The sequence below is a fragment of the Streptomyces sp. NPDC006551 genome, from assembly GCF_040611675.1.
Lineage (GTDB): Bacteria > Actinomycetota > Actinomycetes > Streptomycetales > Streptomycetaceae > Streptomyces.
Window position 1 is genome coordinate 15,506 of sequence record NZ_JBEXOT010000019.1, and the last position, 16,090, is coordinate 31,595.

A 16,090-nucleotide genomic window follows, 5' to 3' on the forward strand; every position below is an offset into this window, starting at 1 on the left:
CGCACCTCCCCATCCCTGCCGCGTGGCCGTGCGCGCGACGCGCGGGGACACGTGGCCCGCCCTCACAGGAGCCCCCCGTGTCCCTGCGCGTCGCCATGCTCAGCGTCCACACCTCCCCGCTCCACCAGCCCGGTACCGGGGATGCCGGCGGGATGAACGTCTATATGGTCGAGCTCTCCCGCGCCCTGGCCGAACAGGGCGCCGAGGTCGACCTGTTCACCCGCTGCCGGGGCGAGGGCCGCCCCGAGCGGGTCGATCTCGCGCCGGGCGTCCGGGTCCGCCATCTGCACGCGGGTCCCCGCCAGGCCCTCCCCAAGGAGGCCATGCCCGACCTGGTCGTGCCGTTCTCGCTGGCCCTGCTCAAGGAGCGGCGCCGCTACGACCTGGTCCACTCCCACTACTGGCTCTCCGGCCAGGCCGGCCGGATCGCCTCCGTCGGCTGGGAGATACCGCTGGTGCACACCGCCCACACCCTCGCCAAGGTCAAGAACGCGGCCCTGGCGGAGGGCGACACCCCCGAGCCGGAGCTGCGCATCCGGGGCGAGCGTCAGGTGGTGGTCTCGGCGGACCGGCTGATCGCCAACACCGTCGACGAGGCCGAGGCGCTGCGGTCCCTGTACGGGGCGGAGGAACCGCGCACGGAGGTCGTCCGGCCGGGCGTGGACCTGCGGACCTTCGGTCCCGCCGACGGCAGGGCGGCGGCGCGCGCCCGCCTCGGGCTGCCCGCCGATGCCTTCGTCCCGCTCTACGCGGGCCGCATCCAGCCGCTCAAGGGCCCCGACGTGCTCGTCCGGGCGATCGCGGAGCTGTTGTGGCTGGCGCCCGACCTGCGTCGCCGGCTGGTCGTGCCGGTGATCGGCGGCCATTCGGGGGCGACCCGTCAGGGCACGGTCTGGCGGCTGGCGCACGAGCTGGGGGTCGCCGACGTGCTGCGGCCCTGTCCTCCCGTACCGCAGGAGCGGCTCGCGGACTGGTACCGGGCTGCGGACGTGCTGGTGGTGCCCTCGCGCAGCGAGTCCTTCGGTCTGGTGGCCCTGGAGGCGCAGGCCTGCGGGACTCCGGTGCTCGCGGCCGCGGTCGGTGGGCTGCCGACGGCGGTGTGGGACGGGGTGACGGGGCTGCTCGTGCGCGGTCACGACCCGGTGGAGTACGCCCGCCGGCTGCTGTGGCTGGCCGGGCATCCGGCGACGCGGGCGACGATGGGGGAGGCGGCGGTCTGCCATGCCCGGGGGATGAGCTGGCGTGCTTCCGCCGCGCGGACGATCGAGGTGTACGAGGCCGCGCGGCGGGACGCCGTCAGGGTGGGGCAGGGGCGGCGGCACGCCCCTGCCCCGGCGGCCTCTCTCTCCTGGAGGAACGAGAAGGCCGTCGCACAAGTCTAGCACCACTTTTGGTTCGACCAAAGATATGGGAAGCTCCGGATCAAGTAATTCCGTTGTGCGCGACGCACATTGAGGCGTCTTGACGCATCCACGCCATGGCGAGTCCACGCAGAGACGAACTCTGGATCGGTTTCCGGGGGCGGGCCAGAATAGAGATGTCTTCAGGGAACGCCCGGCGGCACGGGCCCCCAGAAGACGGAATTCACATTCCAACTCCTGGAGGAATCATGTCTGCTGTGCGTATCTCGGGTATCCGCAAGACCGTCCGCCAGTTCGCCCTCGCGGCGGTGGCGTGTATGGCCGTCGCGGGCGGCGCCGCCCTGGTCGCCGCCCCCGACACCACCTCGGCCTCCGTCCCGCAGCAGGCGTCCGGCGCGGACGTCGACTGGCCGAACGCCACGCCCACCCCGGTCGCGCCGACCAACTGACCCGAGACGAGCCGAATTCAGCTGGGGAGTCAGCGGCAATCGGCTGGAGACGGAAAAGCCCCGCGATCACCGCACGGTGATCGCGGGGCTTTCTTTTTCGCCGCCCGCCGGGGTTCTTCAGTCCAGCCAGCCGAGGCGCACCGCGCGCACCCCGGCCTCGAACCGGCTCGACGCCCCCAATTCCTGCATGAGTTCGGAAAGCATGCGGCTCACGGTCCGCAGGGACACCCCGAGATTCCGGGCGATCTTCTCGTCCTTCATTCCCGTGGCGAGCATCCGCAGGGCCGCCCGCTGCTGCTCCGACAGCCCGTCGCCGCCCCGCTCGGGGGCCACGTCGTCCCCGTAGGGGGAGGCGGTGTGCCAGCAGTGCTCGTACAGACTCAGGTACGAGCGGACGAGGACCGGCCCGCGGGCAAGGATCGCGCCCTCGCGCGGCTCGTCGGGCCGGATCGGCACCATGGCGTACTGCTGGTCGGCGATGACCATGTTCATCGGGATGACGGGGGCGAGCCGCACCTCCACCCCGAGCGCCACGCGCCGGCTCAACAGGTCGGCCAGCTCCGGCTTTCCGGCGTCCTTCGTGTGGTAAATGGCGCGGACGCGCACGCCGTTGCCCAGCTGCCGGCGGTCCCGGTTCAGGATCCGCTCGGGGATCTGCCGGGTGGGGCCGCTCGGATACATGGAGGCCGAGTTCTCCTGCATGACGTCGATGATGTCCTCGAGCGCCTGCTGGATCCGGCGGTAGTCGGTGATGGCCTCGACGGCGATCTCGGAGCGGGTCAGCGAGCCGGCCCGGAGAAAGGTTCCCGCCAGTGTCTCCAGGGTGCTGTACGCCTTGTCGGCCTCGGCCAGGTGCTCGCGCAGCCGCTCACGTTCGCGGTCGAGCAGACGCAGGAGCGCGATCTCGGGGTCGACCGTGGCCACCGTGTCCGTATCGGGCCGCCAGTTGGCGTCCCGTACGTCGTTGATCGTGGCATGAGTGCTGGTCGTCGGCACGACGAGCCCGAGCGAGGTCAGTTCGGCCCGACATCGCTCGTACTCCTCCGGCGCGATCCGCAGCTCCGCACAGGCCTCGTGGAAGCTCGACACCCCTCGTCCGCGCAGCTCCTGATAGAGGGTCAGCAACACGTCGGCCCCGTGTTCGCCGGTGCCGTCGCCCGTCGTGGCCATGGCGAAGTGACCCCCCTCGTTGATCCGCGTCTCCCCGTCTCACCCTGTCACAGGGTGCGGCGGATGTCCTCGTACCGATCTTCGCTTCGTCCCGCCGATACAACTTTCCGTCTCACACGCCCGGGTCGCGTGCGTCCCCGTCCAGGAGGCCCAGCCGGGCCGCCTTCACCCCCGCCTCGAAGCGGCTCGCCGCGCCGAGTTCGTGCATCACCTCGGAGAGCAGCCGGCTGACCGTACGCAGCGACACGCCGAGGTTCTTCGCGATCTGCTCGTCCTTGATGCCCGAGGCGAGCATCCGCAGGGCCACCCGCTGCTGTTCGGAGAGACCGTCGCCGCCGCCGCGTTCGGCCTGGTCCTCGTCGCCGTACGGCGTGGCGGCGTGCCAGCAGTACTCGAAGAGCGCGAGGTAGGACCGGACGAGACCCGGTCCGCGCGCCAGGATCGCGGACGAGTCGGGATCGTGCGGATCGGTGGGCAGCAGGGCGAAGTTCTCGTCGGCCAGCACCATGTTCATCGGGACGACGGCGGAGAACCGGAGCTCCACACCGAGCGCGGCCCGCTCCCGGAGGTGCTGCGCCATCTCGGGCACCGCGCCGGCCCGGCGGCTGTACATGGCGCGGACGCGGACCCCGCGCTCGATCTTGCGCCGGTCGCCCTCCAGTTCGTCGGCCATGTCCTCGCGCCGGACCGAACCGGTGTGCATCGAGTGCAGGGAGGCGTGTACGGAATCGGTCAGACCGGCGAGTTCGCGCCGGACGGTCTCCGGATCGGCGACGATCTCGACGTCGACCTCGGAGCGGGGGGCGGTACCGGCCCGGAGGAAGGGCCCGGCCAGGGTCTCCAGGCTGGTGTGGGCCCGGCTGGTCTCGGCGAGCCGGTTCTCCAGCCGGTCACGCTCGCACTGAAGGAGGCGGACCAGCGCGATGTCGGGGTCGACGACCGTGGGCACCGGGGTCTCGGCCGGCCCGTTCGGTTCGATCAGACCGAGGGTGACGAGTTCACCGCGACATCGCTCCCGCTCCTCGGCGGAGAGTTCGAGTCCGTCCGCGACCTCGTCGAAGGCGGCGGAAGGGCGGGCACGGAGCTCCAGGTAGACGGCGAGGGCGTGATCGCTTCCCGTACGCGTCCCGGTGGCGTATTTGGACACAGCGCCGCAGACTCCCCTCGGATCCTCGCGGATCCCGTTGAAGCGCCCCGCTAGACCCTGCCACAAAATCGAACGCGACGCACGGTGTTCATCCGGCCCCGGTCCGTCCCGGCCGGTACGGGCTCGGCCTCGGCGATACGGGCTCTGTCCCGGCCGGTGCCCGGGCGGCGGTGCCTCAGTGCCCGGCGGCGGACCGGGCGCAGTCGGGGCACAGCCCCTTGAAGACGATCTCGGCGTCGTTCATCCGCCAGTCCCGCAGCGTGCCGCGCGGCGGGCGCGGGGCCTCGGTGTCGACGTTCTCGACCCGTCCGCACCGCACGCACAGGGCGTGCTGGTGCGGAGGCCCGGCGATCTCGAAGACGGCCGGCAGGCCGGGCCGGTCGAACTTGCCGACCAGGCCCGTCTCCTGGAAGTGGCGGAGCATCTCGTACACCGCCTGGCTGGTGAGCGTGCCCAGCCGCTCGCGGGCCGTCGCGGTGATCGCCTCGACGTCCAGATGGCCGCCCGACGCGAGCACCGTGAGCACCTCCAGGCGCGGGCCCGTGACCCGCAGGCCGACGTCACGCAGGCGCTGGATCACCGCCTCGCGTCCTGTCAGCTCGTCCACGCCTGCCATCTTCTCCGCCCGCCCGCCGCCTGGTCGGCTCAAACTTTTGTAGGCATCGTACCTCTTGGCCGACCGCGCCGTCAGGGCGCCGGCGGCAGACGCCCGCGTCAGCCGTCGCGCCTGCCATCCGCGTCGGGCGCCGGCGATCACGCGCCCGCGTCCGGCGGGCGGGTCAGTCGTCCGCGCGGCAGACCAGGAGCACGCTCTCGGTGCGTTCGTCGATGCGGTGCCGTCGCCGGCCCTCGATGTGCAGGCCCGCGGAGTGGAGTTCGGCCGCCAGGCGTTCGGGGTCGACGAGCCATTTGTCGGTGGTGAGGACGGCCCGCTCGGTGGAGAGCTTGCCGGTACGGGCCGCGTAGTAGGTGATCCGCTCGCTCATCGCCCCCAGGTCGAAGACCTGCCGGGCCACCACCCACTCGTCGATGCCGTCGAACCGGGGCACCTGGAAGGCCCACGTGCGCTGCGGCTCGGCGATCAGTCCGGGCAGGAGGTGGGAGGTGTAGTCCAGGGCGAGGGCTCCGCCGGTGTCCAGGTGCGCGGCGATCTCGCGCAGCAGACCGGGGCGGGCCCTCGGGGGGACGGCGGACACCATGGCCCCGGCGAGAAGGGCGAGGCGGTAACTGCCGTGCAGCCGGAGGTCGGCGAGATCCGCCCGGGTGGTCACGATCAGCTCGGCGACCTGCGGGCCGATGCGCCGGGCCCAGCTCTCGATCCGCTCCAGCGCGCAGGGGTCCCGGTCGACGGCCTCGACGGCGAAGCCGTGCCGGGCGAACGGGACGGCGAGCCGGCCGGCGCCGGAACCGAGGTCGAGGACGGGGCCGCCGGTGGCCCGCGCCAGGCTGAGATAGCGGACGATGTCGGCGCTGTGCGGGCCGAGGAGGGCGTCGTACAGCCAGACCGAGTCCTCGTCGCCGGGGGCCACGGACTCCAGGCCGGGGAGGTGGTCGGAGGCGACGCGGACCCCGGATCCGGGGGCGGGGGCGCCGGGCGCGCTGTCGTATCGGGACGGCAGGACCGATGCGAGCGCTGCGGGCACGACGGGCAGGGAAGTGCCGCTCGGTGTGTGCATCGCTCCTCCAGGGGCTCGCTCGGTCCATGCCGTCCGGGCGAGGCACCCGTGCCGCCGGGCCCGCGCCGCTGCGTCAATCCTGACGGGGCCGGGGGTGGGTGATCCAGCGGATCGGACGGCGTGAACACGCGATGGCGTACATCGGCCACGAGGGGCGTCGGCCGGTGAGGAGGAGCTTGAGCCTGAGGGGCCTTGAGCTGGAGGAGCTTGAGCCTGAGGGGCCTTGAGCCGGAGGGCGCTCGAGCCGGAGGGCCTTCAGCCGGAGGGCCTTGAGCCGGCGGGTCTTTCAGCCGGAGGGCCTTGAGCCGGAGGCCCCGTCAGAGCGCACGGCTCCAGCGCGTCGGGGTCAGGGGGCCGAAGCCCTGGCTCTCGTAGAACGGCAGGGCCGGGTCCTCCTCCGCCGGCAGCGTCACCCGCATCTCCCGCGCCCCGAACCCCCGCATCCGGTCCGTCGCCGCCGCGAGCAGCGCCGTCCCGACTCCGCGCCGCCGCGATCCCTCCGCCACGCCCAGCGCGTACAGCTCGCCCTCGCCCGGCATCGGGACCCCGCCCGCGGCCGCGCCCACGATCGTGCCGTCCGTGTCGGTGGCCACCAGCCAGCCGAGCCAGCCCGGCGCACCACCCGGAATTTCAATTTCCGCACGGATACGGGGAAGTGCGCATTGCGTGGAGACCAGCCGGCGCGCGGGGATTTCCCCGAGTATTCCGGCGTAGCTGCTCCGAATGACGTCCGCCAGCAGCCTGGATATCGTCGTCGCGTCGGCGGCCGCAGCCGTCCGCACGTCAGCCAGCTGCATTGGTTCGTACCCTTCGACGTGCCGAGCCTGAACGCCAACATACCCAAGATAGCCGTGAATTCGGAGCGGTGTGACCGATGCGAAATCTACGAATTCACTTAGTAATTGCGTAGTGGCCGCGTCAATTAGCTGGGGAAGGAACAACACGCGACGATCAACGGTGCCACCGCGAGAGCGGCCGCCGCGATCGTCGCCAGCCCCCGCAGGACCGGATGTCCCGCGCTGTACGGAGTGAGGATGCGCCGCATCCGCAGCGCAGCCGACGGGCCGCCCGCCGCGAACGCCTCGCGCGGCGCCTGCCCCGAGGCGAGCGCGTACAGCGCGGTGGCCAACGCGTCCCGCGTACAGCGCCGCAACGCCCGGTCGTCCGCCGTCATTTCGAGCAGCAGCGGTACGGCCGTACCTCCGTGCCGCGCGAGTGGCAGGCGCGGGAACACCGCCGCGAACGACTCCGCCGCCGCCACCAGCAGATGGTGCCGCCCGGCGATGTGCGCCCGCTCGTGCGCCAGCGCGGCCGCCAACTGGGGCGCGGTGAGCGTGTCCACGGCACCGGAGGAGACGACGACCCGTCGCGAGCGCCCCGGGAGGCAGTACACGGCGGGCCGCGCGTGGTCGAGCACCGTCGCCCGCAGCGCCGGGTCGTAACGCCCGACCAGGCGCAGGACGCCCGCGTGCCGCAGCCGTGCCCGCCGGGCCCGCAGCAGCTCCCGTACGAAACCGGCGGCGGGCAGCGCCAGGACGGCGAGGGCCAGGGAGAGGGCCACGTACTCGCGGCCGGTCAGGTCGAGGAGGTGGGCGGGGGAGGGCGGCCGCAGGCCGAGGACCCTGTCGCTCAGCCGGTGGCTGCTCTCGCCGGAGAGGACGAGCTGGGCGGGGAGCAGGGCGGCCGAGCCGGCGAACACCGCGCCGCTCACGGCCCAGACCGCGAGGGCGAGCCGGGGCACCTGCTGGGCCCAGCGGGCCCGCACCAGGAGCCAGGGGACCAGGAGGCCGGAGGACAGCGCGAGCCCGAGCGGGGGCAGGGCGTGATGGTTCACGCGGCACCCCCGTCCGGGCGCGTGCCGCGCGCCGCGCGGAGGGCCGCGTCCAGCGCCTCCACGTCCTCGTCGGAGATGGTCTCCACGAAACGCAGCAACGCCGCCGGCCGGTCCGCGCTGTCGCCGAGGGCGTCCTGCATCAGGGCCGCGGTGTACTCCTCGCGGGTGCGCAACGGTTCGTACAGCCAGGCCCGCCCGGCCTTCTCGCGGCGGAGCCAGCCCTTGCGGTGGAGGATGTCCGCCACCGTCATCACCGTCGTGTAGGCGACCCGGCGGCCCAGATTTATGTCGTCGACGATGTCACGGACCGTGGCGGGCCGTTGCCAGGCCCACAGCCGGTCCATGATCTCGGCCTCCAGCTCTCCCAGCCGGCGCACGCGCATCCCCTCCCCCTCGGGCGGCTCATCGTACGGTCCGCCGTCCCCGTGTCGATATACCCCCTGGGGGTACGATGGCGAGATGTCGACCCTCATGAAGAACCGCCCCTGCGCGAAGGTCTGCGGCCCCGGACCGCCCGGCTCGGCGGAGCTGGTGCTCCTCCGGCAGGTGCTCGGGCTCTGTCTCCGGCTGAGCCTCGAGCTGTCCGCGGACTGCCCTTCGCGCAAGGGCGGTTGACGCGCTCCGTACGACCGGCCCCTACGTCCTGATCAGTCGGGCGATGGCCTTCGACGCCTCGCCCACCTTCACCTTCGCCTGGTCCCCGCCCTGGGCGATCGCCTCCGTGACACAGCAGCTGAGGTGTTCGTCCAGGAGGGCCACGGCGCAGGACTGGAGGGCCGCGTTGATCGCGGAGACCTGGGTCAGGACGTCGATGCAGTAGACGTCCTCGTCGACCATCCGCTGCACCCCCCTGACCTGGCCCTCGATGCGCCTCAGGCGCCTGATGACGTCTTCCTTGTGCTGTACGTAACCGGCCACGGCGGCCTCCTCGTCAGACAGTTACAGGCGATGGCGCGGGGGGAGAGGCCGCGCGGGTACTCACTTGTCGGCGGCCTGGAAGCCGCGCAGGCGCAGGCTGTTGCCGACCACGAAGACCGAGGAGAAGGCCATGGCGGCACCCGCGATCATCGGGTTGAGCAGTCCGGCCGCGGCGAGCGGCAGGGCGGCGACGTTGTAGGCGAAGGCCCAGAACAGGTTGGATCGGATGGTGCCGAGCGTCCTGCGGGAGAGCCGGATGGCGTCGGCGGCGGCCCGCAGGTCCCCTCGTACGAGGGTGAGGTCACCGGCCTCGATGGCGGCGTCCGTGCCCGTGCCCATCGCCAGACCCAGGTCGGCCTGGGCGAGCGCGGCGGCGTCGTTGACGCCGTCACCGACCATGGCGACCGAACGCCCCTCGTCCTGAAGGCGCTTGACGACGTCGACCTTGTCCTGCGGCATGACCTCCGCGATGACCTCGTCGATGCCGACCTCGGCGGCGACCGACTCGGCGACCGCCTTGTTGTCACCCGTCAGCAGGATCGGCGTCAGGCCGAGCGCGCGCAGCCGCTCGATGGCCTCGGCGCTGGTCTCCTTGATGGCGTCGGCGACCTCCAGGACCGCGCGGGCCCGGCCGTCCCAGGCCACCGCGATCGCGGTCTTGCCGGCCCTCTCCGCCTCGTCCTTCGCCGACTTCAGCGACGGCGGCAGCTCCATGGCCCACTCGGTCAGCAGCTTCTCGCGGCCGACGAGGACGGCGTGGCCCTCGACGACACCCTGGACGCCGAGGCCGGGAATGTTGGCGAAGTCCTCGGGCGTGGGCAGCGTGCCGACCCTGGCGGCGGCGCCGGTGGCGACGGCCTGGGCGATCGGGTGCTCGGAGGAGTGCTCCAGGGCGCCGGCGAGGCGCAGCACGTCGGTCTCGTCCGTGCCCTCGGCGGTGTGGACCTTGATCAGGGTCATCCGGCCGGTGGTGACGGTGCCGGTCTTGTCCAGGACGATGGTGTCGACCTTACGGGTCGTCTCCAGGACCTCCGGGCCCTTGATCAGGATGCCGAGCTGCGCGCCGCGGCCGGTGCCGACCATGAGGGCGGTGGGGGTGGCCAGCCCCAGGGCGCACGGGCAGGCGATGATCAGGACGGCGACGGCGGCCGTGAACGCGGCGGTCAGACCGGAGCCGGTACCGAGCCAGAAGCCGAGCGTGCCCAGCGCCAGCGCGATCACCACGGGTACGAAGACGGCGGAGATCTTGTCGGCGAGGCGCTGAGCGGCGGCCTTGCCGTTCTGCGCGTCCTCGACCAGCTTGGCCATGCGGGCCAGCTGCGTGTCGGAGCCGACGCGGGTGGCCTCGACGACCAGACGGCCGCCGGCGTTCAGGGTGGCGCCGGTGACCGAGTCGCCGACACCGACCTCGACCGGCACGGACTCGCCGGTCAGCATGGAGGCGTCGACGGCGGACGAGCCCTCGACCACCGTGCCGTCGGTGGCGATCTTCTCGCCGGGCCGGACCAGGAAACGGTCCCCGGCCTGCAGGTCGGCCGTCGGTACGGTGACCTCCTGGCCCCCACGCAGGACGGTGACCTCCTTCGCGCCCAGCTGCATCAGCGCCTTGAGCGCGGCGCCCGCCTTGCGCTTGGAGCGGGCCTCGAAGTACCGGCCGGCCAGCAGGAACGCCGTGACGCCGGCCGCGGCCTCCAGGTAGATGTTCCCCGCGCCGTCGGTACGGGCGATCGTGAACTCGAAGGGGTGCGTCATGCCGGGGGTGCCGGCGGTGCCGAAGAACAGCGCCCACAGCGACCACAGGAACGCGGCGAGGGTGCCGACCGAGATCAGCGTGTCCATGGTGGCCGCGCCGTGCCTGGCGTTGGTCCAGGCGGCCCGGTGGAAGGGCCAGGCGGCGTAGCCGACGACCGGGGCGGCGAACGTGAGGCTCAGCCACTGCCAGTACTCGATCTGCAGCGCCGGGATCATCGCCATCGCGATGACGGGGACGGCGAGCGAGACGGCGGTGATCAGCCGCTGCTTCAGCGGCCGCAGCTCCTCATCGGCCCTCTCCTCGTCCGAAGGCCCCTCCTCGCCCGTGGCGGCGGTGCGCTCGGGCTGCGGCTCGGCGGCGGTGTAACCGGTCGCCTCGACGGTCGCGATCAGGTCGGCGACCGAGATGTCGGCGTCCGCGTCGAAGGTGACCTTCGCCTTCTCGGTGGCGTAGTTGACGGTGGCCTCGACCCCGTCCATGCGGTTGAGCTTCTTCTCGATACGGGCCGCGCACGAGGCGCAGGTCATGCCGCCGATGGCGAGCTCGACCTGGGCGGCGCCGGGGGTCGTCGTAGTCATGAGACACCTCTCTTTTTGAGGCTCGGTTCTCCTCCGGGGCGCTTGGTGCGTGCGTCGACGGACGATCGTGCTCGGCGGCTCGTTCCTCGCCGCCTGTGCGCGTTCTTCCTTTCGACGCCCGCGCCCCCTTCGGCTCACTCGCCTTTTCGTGGCGGCCGGCCCTGATCACTGGACGTCGGGGGCCGGGGCCCGGGGGTGTGGTGGTCGGGCCCCGGCGGCCGGGGTGCGCTCGCGCGCGGCGGTCAGGCGCGGCCGGTGAGCTCGTAGCCGGCGTCGTCGATCGCGGCGGCGATCGCGGCGTCGTCGGGCTCTCCGCCGGTGGTGACGGTCACCAGGCCGCCGGCGACGTCGACGTCCACGGAGATGACGGCGTCGAGCGCGCTGACGGAGGTGGTGATGGCGGTCTTGCAGTGGCCGCAGGTCATGCCGGTCACGGCGTAGACGGTGGTGGTGCTGTCCGCGACGGCGGTGGCGGTGGTGGCCTCGCCGGCGTTGGTCGAGCAGCTGCCGTCAGGAGTACAGCAGGAAGACATGGGTTCCTCCTCGATCGGTGGAGACAGTGTCCCGTCATACCCTCGGGGGGTATCGGGCTAGGACCAATGTATACCCCCGGGTGGTATCCGGTGCAAGTGGCTGCCCGACTTGACTTGATACCCCCTGGGGGTATTGTGAAATGCATCGAACGGAACGGTCACCCACGTACGGGAGAGCTGCCATGAACACCGGAGTGAAGATCACCGCCTTTGCCGCCGCACTCGCGGCGACCTTCGGGACCGCGTACGGGGTCGGTAGGGGCGTCGGACCCGTGGAGGAGCCGAAGAAGGCCGACCACGGCGAGCACGCGGCCGCCGAGCCGGGAGGGGCGGGAGACGGCCACGCCGGTCACGAGGCCGGTGCCGCCGACGCCCCCGCGGCCGGGGGCCTCCAGGTCTCGGACGGCGGCTACACGCTGGCCCTCGAGACGCCGAGGCCGGCCGTCGGCAAGAGCGTCCTGAAGTTCTCGATCAAGGACGGGAGCGGCCGGAAGGTCACCGCGTACAAGACCGAGCACGGCAAGGAGCTCCACTTCATCGTGGCCTCGCGCGACCTGACGGTCTATCGCCACCTGCACCCGGTGCGGGCGGCCGACGGGACCTGGTCGACGCCGGTCGACCTGCCCGCCGCGGGCGGCTACAAGGCGTTCGCCGACTTCAAGCCGGCGGCCGCGGGCGCGAAGGGGATCACCCTGGGCGTGGACCTGTCCGTGCCCGGTGCGTACGCGCCGCGGCCGCTGCCGGCCGCCGCGCCGACCGCGACGGTCGACGGCTACCAGGTCGCGCTGGGCGGCACCCTCGCCCCGGGCAAGGCCGGCGAGCTGAAGCTGACGGTCAGCAAGGACGGCAAGCCGGTCACGGACCTGGAGCCCTACCTCGGGGCGTACGGTCACCTCGTCGCCCTGCGCGACGGTGACCTGGCCTATCTGCACGTCCACCCCAACGAGGGCGGCCCCGGCCCGGACGTCTCCTTCACGGCGACGGCGCCGAGCCCGGGAACGTACCGTCTGTTCCTCGACTTCCAGCACGGCGGGAAGGTGCGGACGGCGGCCTTCACGGTCCACGCCGGGCCGGGTCACGCGCAGCAGGGCACCGCTCCGGCGGCGACCGGCGGTGACACGCACGATGCGGGAGGCCACTCGCACGGCTAGTCTGGTCATTGGACTAGACCTGTAGCCGTCATTCATGGAGGAATGGGCTCGATGAGCAACCGTGCAGTCCTTGAGGTGATCGCCCTCGACGAGCGGGACGCGGTCGCCGCCCAGGCCGGTGGGGCGGATCGGCTCGAACTGGTCACCGACATGGCGGCGGACGGGCTCACCCCGTCCCTGACCGGCTTCGCGGCGATCCGCGCCGCTGTGGACATCCCGCTGCGGGTGATGCTCCGACTCCACGACGGCTTCGGGGCAGGCGATTCCGGGAAGCTCGACGCGCTGGTGGCACGGGCGTCGGAGCTGCGGGAGGCGGGCGCGGACGAGTTCGTGCTCGGCTTCCTGACACCGCACGGGGATCCGGACCTGGTGGCCGTCGAGCGGCTGATCGCCGTCCTGGACGGCTGCCGCTGGACCTTCCACCGGGCCATCGACCGGGCGGCCGACCGCGACGCCCTGCGCAAGCAGCTCGCGGACCTGCCGGGCCTGGACACCTATCTCACGGCGGGCGCGGCGACCGGCGTCGACGACGGCCTCGCCGTCCTCAAGGCGGAGGCCGCGAGGGCGGGGGAGCCGGGCTACGAACCCCAGATCCTGGTCGGCGGCGGCCTGCGCCTCGACCACCTGCCGGAACTGCGGGCGGCCGGCCTCACCGCCTTCCACATCGGCGGCGCGGCCCGCCCCCACGGCTGGACGTCCCCGGTCACCGCGGCGGCGGTCCGCACCTGGCGCGAGGCGCTGGACGCGTAGAGCGGAACGGGACTCCCGCCCGCCGGGGGCGGGCAGGAGTCAGCGGCCGCCGCCCCCCCGCTCAGCGCCCGCCCGCCACCCGGAGGACCGTGCCCGTCGTGTACGAGGCGTCCGGGGAGAGCAGCCACGCCACCGCCGCCGCGATCTCGGCGGGTTGCCCCGGGCGGCCCAGGGGGGTGACCAGGGCGGCCTTCGCCGGGCGGTCGCGGTCGCCCATCGTCGCGTGCATGTCCGTCTCGATCGTGCCCGGCGCGACCGCGTTGACGCGGATGCCCTGCGGGCCCAGCTCCTTGGCCAGACCCACCGTCAGCGCGTCCGTCGCCGCCTTCGTCGCCGCGTAGTGGACGTACTCGCCGGGGCTGCCCAGCGTCGCCGCGGCGGACGAGATGTTCACGATCGCGCCCCCGCCGCCCCGCGCGGTCAGGTCCCGGGCCACCCGGCGGCAGCACAGCAGATAGCCGAGGAGGTTGACCTCCACCACCCGGCGCAGGTTCTCCGTCGTGGCGTCCGTGAGCCGTCCCAGCGGCCCGGTCACACCCGCGTTGTTGACCAGGCCCGTCACCGCGCCCAACTCCGCCTCCGCCGTGTCGAAGAGCCGCTCCACGTCCTCCTCGACGGCCGTGTCGGCCCGTACGACGACACAGTGCGCCCCCGCCGCCCGTACCGCCCGCGCCGTCCGCTCGGCCGCGTCGGCGTCGCTCACGTACCCGAGGGCGAGGTCGTGTCCCTCGGTGGCGAGCCGGACGCAGGTCGCGGCCCCGATCCCTCGGCTGCCGCCGGTGACGACCGTCACCGGCCGGCTTGCTGTGCTGGTCATCCGTGCACCCTTCTCGTCGCGCCGCCCCCATGATCCGAAATCCGTTCGCCCCGCGCGCACCCGCCCCCCTACGCTCGCGCGCATGGCAGCTCCCAAGATGCACGCGGACGAGGTCGACATCGACAGCGCGCTCGTCGCCCGGCTGGTCGCCGAGCAGTTCCCCCGGTGGGCCGGCCTGCCCGTCACCCCCGTCCGTTCCGCCGGTACCGACAACGCCATGTACCGCCTCGGGGACGACAAGGCGGTCCGGCTGCCCCGCATCCCCGGCGCCGCCCGCCAGGTCGAGAAGGAACAGCGCTGGCTGCCGCACCTCGCCCCCCACCTCCCGCTGCCCGTGCCGGTACCGCTGGGCAAGGGCGTACCGGCGGAGGGCTTCGCCATGCCCTGGTCCGTCTACGGCTGGCTCGACGGCGCCGACGCCTTCGACGAGCCGATCGCCGATCTGGCCCACGCCGCCACGGTGTTGGGCCGATTCGGCGCGGCGCTGCGGCGCGTGGACGCGACCGGTGGCCCCGCCTCCTTCCGTGGCGGACACGTCACCGAGTGGGGCGGCGAGCACATGGCGGGCGCCGTCCGCGACCTCGGCGCCGACGGCACGATCGACGCCGCGTTCGTGACCGGGGCCTGGGAGTCCGTCCTCCGGCTCCCGCAATGGGACGGCCCTGCCGTCTGGGTCCACGGCGATCTGCTGCCCGGCAACCTGCTCGCCCGTGACGGCCGGCTCAGCGCGGTCATCGACTTCGGCGGTGTCGGGGTCGGCGACCCCGCCTGCGACATGATGGCCGCCTGGACGCTCCTGACCGCCGAGACCCGGCCCCTGTTCCGGGAGGCCGCCGAGGTCGACGACGCGACCTGGGCGCGCGGCCGGGGGTGGGCGCTGTGCTGGGGCGTGGTCACGGAGCACTACTACCGCGTCACCAACCCCGTCCTCGCCGCCATCGCCCGTCGCACCCTCTCCGAGGCCCTCACCGAGTTCTGAGCGACCCGCTCGAAGGGGCCGGCCCGGGCCCGGGTTCAGTCGATGCTCGCGTTGGCCGGTTCGTCCCGGCAGGACACGGCGTCGATCTCGGACGTCGTGGGCTTGGCCTCGTTGCGCTCGGCCACCGGCACTCCGGGCAGGTTGTTCTGGAAGTCCCGGTCCCAGTCGTTGCCCGCCACGTACTTCTTCAGGGCGTCGCGGAGCCGCTCGCAGTCCTCCCGATGGCCCTTGACCATGGCGATGCCGTAGTCGTTGGTGGCGCCGAAGGCGATGCCCGGCACGACCGTGAGGGTGGGCTCGGCCTCCATGAATCCGTAGAGGATCATCTGGTCGGTGGAGACGGCGTCGACCCTCTTCTCCCTCAGCGCCTTGACGCAGTAGGCCGCGTCCTCCTCCTCGAGCAGCCGGATCTGCCGGTAGGCGGGCTTGCTCAGCTCCTGCGCGGACGTCGTGCCCTTCCATACGCAGACCAGCCTGCCGTCGAGGTCGTCGAGCGCGTGGTAGCGGTCCCGATCCTCCGCCCGTACGAGGACACCCTGCGGAGTGGACGCGTAGGGGCCCACGAAGTCCAGGCCCTCGCCGTTGGGCTCCGACGTCGGGGCCATGCGTTTCCTCGTGATCGAGTACGTCCCGACGACGAGGCCGACGGCCCCCTTCCGCAGGTCGATGGCACGGTTCTTGGACAGCACCCCGGTGAAGAGGGGCTCGTCCACGCCGACCTCGCCCAGGACCTCCTTCGCCACGGCGATGTCGAAGCCGTCGTACACCCCGGCGTGCCGCGTGAAGCTGGTGCCGGGCTGGTCGCCCTTCGTGCCGACGCGGACCTGCTTCCCCTCGCCGAACATCGACTCGGGCGGCGACCCGCAACCGGCCGCCACGACCGCCGACAGAGCGAGGACGGCGACGATTCGCGCCCCGACCCGCCGCCGTGCCCCTCCGCTTCCCCTCACGTGATTCCCCCTCGTCGTCAACGG

Annotated in this window: 18 protein-coding genes; 6 read left to right on the forward strand and 12 right to left on the reverse strand. The window is 72.6% G+C overall.

From position 1 onward, the window contains the following. The first annotated feature begins 95 nt into the window (after window positions 1-95). Window positions 96-1,382, forward strand: coding sequence for a D-inositol-3-phosphate glycosyltransferase (mshA, locus tag ABZY12_RS18585; RefSeq protein ID WP_356891709.1), 1,287 nt, complete (start codon window positions 96-98; stop codon window positions 1,380-1,382). 227 nt (window positions 1,383-1,609) lie between these two features. Then, complete coding sequence (locus ABZY12_RS18590) at window positions 1,610-1,810, forward strand: hypothetical protein (RefSeq protein WP_356891522.1); 201 nt, start codon at window positions 1,610-1,612, stop codon at window positions 1,808-1,810. A gap of 117 nt (window positions 1,811-1,927) precedes the next feature. Here the strand turns inward: ABZY12_RS18590 and ABZY12_RS18595 are convergent, their stop codons facing one another. The 7 genes from ABZY12_RS18595 to ABZY12_RS18625 form a co-directional block, all read right to left on the reverse strand. Beyond that, window positions 1,928-2,980 (reverse strand): LuxR C-terminal-related transcriptional regulator, encoded by a 1,053-nt coding sequence (locus ABZY12_RS18595; protein ID WP_356891524.1) that lies wholly within the window; start codon window positions 2,978-2,980, stop codon window positions 1,928-1,930. Between the two features lie 112 nt (window positions 2,981-3,092). Next, entirely contained in the window at window positions 3,093-4,127 is a 1,035-nt protein-coding gene (locus ABZY12_RS18600; protein ID WP_356891526.1) for a helix-turn-helix domain-containing protein, read from the reverse strand. Window positions 4,128-4,302: 175 nt separating this feature from the next. Then, window positions 4,303-4,734, reverse strand: coding sequence for a transcriptional repressor (locus ABZY12_RS18605; protein WP_356891528.1), 432 nt, complete (start codon window positions 4,732-4,734; stop codon window positions 4,303-4,305). 172 nt (window positions 4,735-4,906) lie between these two features. Then, window positions 4,907-5,803, reverse strand: a complete 897-nt coding sequence (locus ABZY12_RS18610; RefSeq protein ID WP_356891530.1) for a class I SAM-dependent methyltransferase — start codon at window positions 5,801-5,803, stop codon at window positions 4,907-4,909. A 317-nt stretch (window positions 5,804-6,120) separates the two neighbouring features. Then, entirely contained in the window at window positions 6,121-6,600 is a 480-nt protein-coding gene (locus ABZY12_RS18615) for a GNAT family N-acetyltransferase (protein WP_356891532.1), read from the reverse strand. A gap of 125 nt (window positions 6,601-6,725) precedes the next feature. Next, window positions 6,726-7,637 carry a M56 family metallopeptidase gene (locus ABZY12_RS18620; protein ID WP_356891534.1) on the reverse strand — a complete coding sequence of 304 codons (912 nt, stop codon included), beginning with the start codon at window positions 7,635-7,637 and terminating at the stop codon, window positions 6,726-6,728. Then, window positions 7,634-8,014, reverse strand: a complete 381-nt coding sequence (locus ABZY12_RS18625; RefSeq protein WP_356891711.1) for a BlaI/MecI/CopY family transcriptional regulator — start codon at window positions 8,012-8,014, stop codon at window positions 7,634-7,636. The genes ABZY12_RS18620 and ABZY12_RS18625 overlap by 4 nt, the downstream gene beginning before the upstream one ends. Window positions 8,015-8,096: 82 nt before the next feature. On the opposite strand from ABZY12_RS18625, the gene ABZY12_RS18630 reads away from it, so the two are divergent. Continuing rightward, window positions 8,097-8,252, forward strand: coding sequence for a hypothetical protein (locus ABZY12_RS18630; RefSeq protein WP_356891536.1), 156 nt, complete (start codon window positions 8,097-8,099; stop codon window positions 8,250-8,252). Window positions 8,253-8,273: 21 nt separating this feature from the next. Here the strand turns inward: ABZY12_RS18630 and ABZY12_RS18635 are convergent, their stop codons facing one another. From ABZY12_RS18635 to ABZY12_RS18645, 3 genes are all read right to left on the reverse strand, one after another. Then, the gene (locus ABZY12_RS18635) at window positions 8,274-8,555 is read right to left on the reverse strand and encodes a metal-sensitive transcriptional regulator (protein ID WP_356891538.1); all 282 of its coding nucleotides are present in this window, start codon (window positions 8,553-8,555) and stop codon (window positions 8,274-8,276) included. A gap of 60 nt (window positions 8,556-8,615) precedes the next feature. Further along, window positions 8,616-10,886 (reverse strand): heavy metal translocating P-type ATPase, encoded by a 2,271-nt coding sequence (locus tag ABZY12_RS18640; protein WP_356891540.1) that lies wholly within the window; start codon window positions 10,884-10,886, stop codon window positions 8,616-8,618. A 242-nt stretch (window positions 10,887-11,128) separates the two neighbouring features. Continuing rightward, on the reverse strand, window positions 11,129-11,419 hold the full coding sequence (locus ABZY12_RS18645; protein ID WP_356891542.1) for a cation transporter: 291 nt from the start codon (window positions 11,417-11,419) through the stop codon (window positions 11,129-11,131). Between the two features lie 182 nt (window positions 11,420-11,601). Between ABZY12_RS18645 and ABZY12_RS18650 the strand changes: the two genes are divergently transcribed. Both ABZY12_RS18650 and ABZY12_RS18655 read left to right on the forward strand, forming a co-directional pair. Next, the gene (locus tag ABZY12_RS18650) at window positions 11,602-12,570 is read left to right on the forward strand and encodes a hypothetical protein (protein ID WP_356891544.1); all 969 of its coding nucleotides are present in this window, start codon (window positions 11,602-11,604) and stop codon (window positions 12,568-12,570) included. A gap of 51 nt (window positions 12,571-12,621) precedes the next feature. Continuing rightward, complete coding sequence (locus tag ABZY12_RS18655) at window positions 12,622-13,320, forward strand: copper homeostasis protein CutC (RefSeq protein ID WP_356891546.1); 699 nt, start codon at window positions 12,622-12,624, stop codon at window positions 13,318-13,320. A gap of 61 nt (window positions 13,321-13,381) precedes the next feature. On the opposite strand, the gene ABZY12_RS18660 is transcribed toward ABZY12_RS18655, so the two are convergent. Beyond that, window positions 13,382-14,137 carry an SDR family oxidoreductase gene (locus ABZY12_RS18660; RefSeq protein WP_356891548.1) on the reverse strand — a complete coding sequence of 252 codons (756 nt, stop codon included), beginning with the start codon at window positions 14,135-14,137 and terminating at the stop codon, window positions 13,382-13,384. A gap of 82 nt (window positions 14,138-14,219) precedes the next feature. Between ABZY12_RS18660 and ABZY12_RS18665 the strand changes: the two genes are divergently transcribed. After that, window positions 14,220-15,116: an aminoglycoside phosphotransferase family protein gene (locus ABZY12_RS18665; RefSeq protein WP_356891550.1), complete on the forward strand. Its 897-nt coding sequence runs from the start codon at window positions 14,220-14,222 to the stop codon at window positions 15,114-15,116. 35 nt (window positions 15,117-15,151) lie between these two features. Here ABZY12_RS18665 and ABZY12_RS18670 read toward each other — a convergent pair whose 3' ends face one another. Continuing rightward, entirely contained in the window at window positions 15,152-16,066 is a 915-nt protein-coding gene (locus ABZY12_RS18670; RefSeq protein ID WP_356891552.1) for a transporter substrate-binding domain-containing protein, read from the reverse strand. Window positions 16,067-16,090 lie beyond the last annotated feature (24 nt).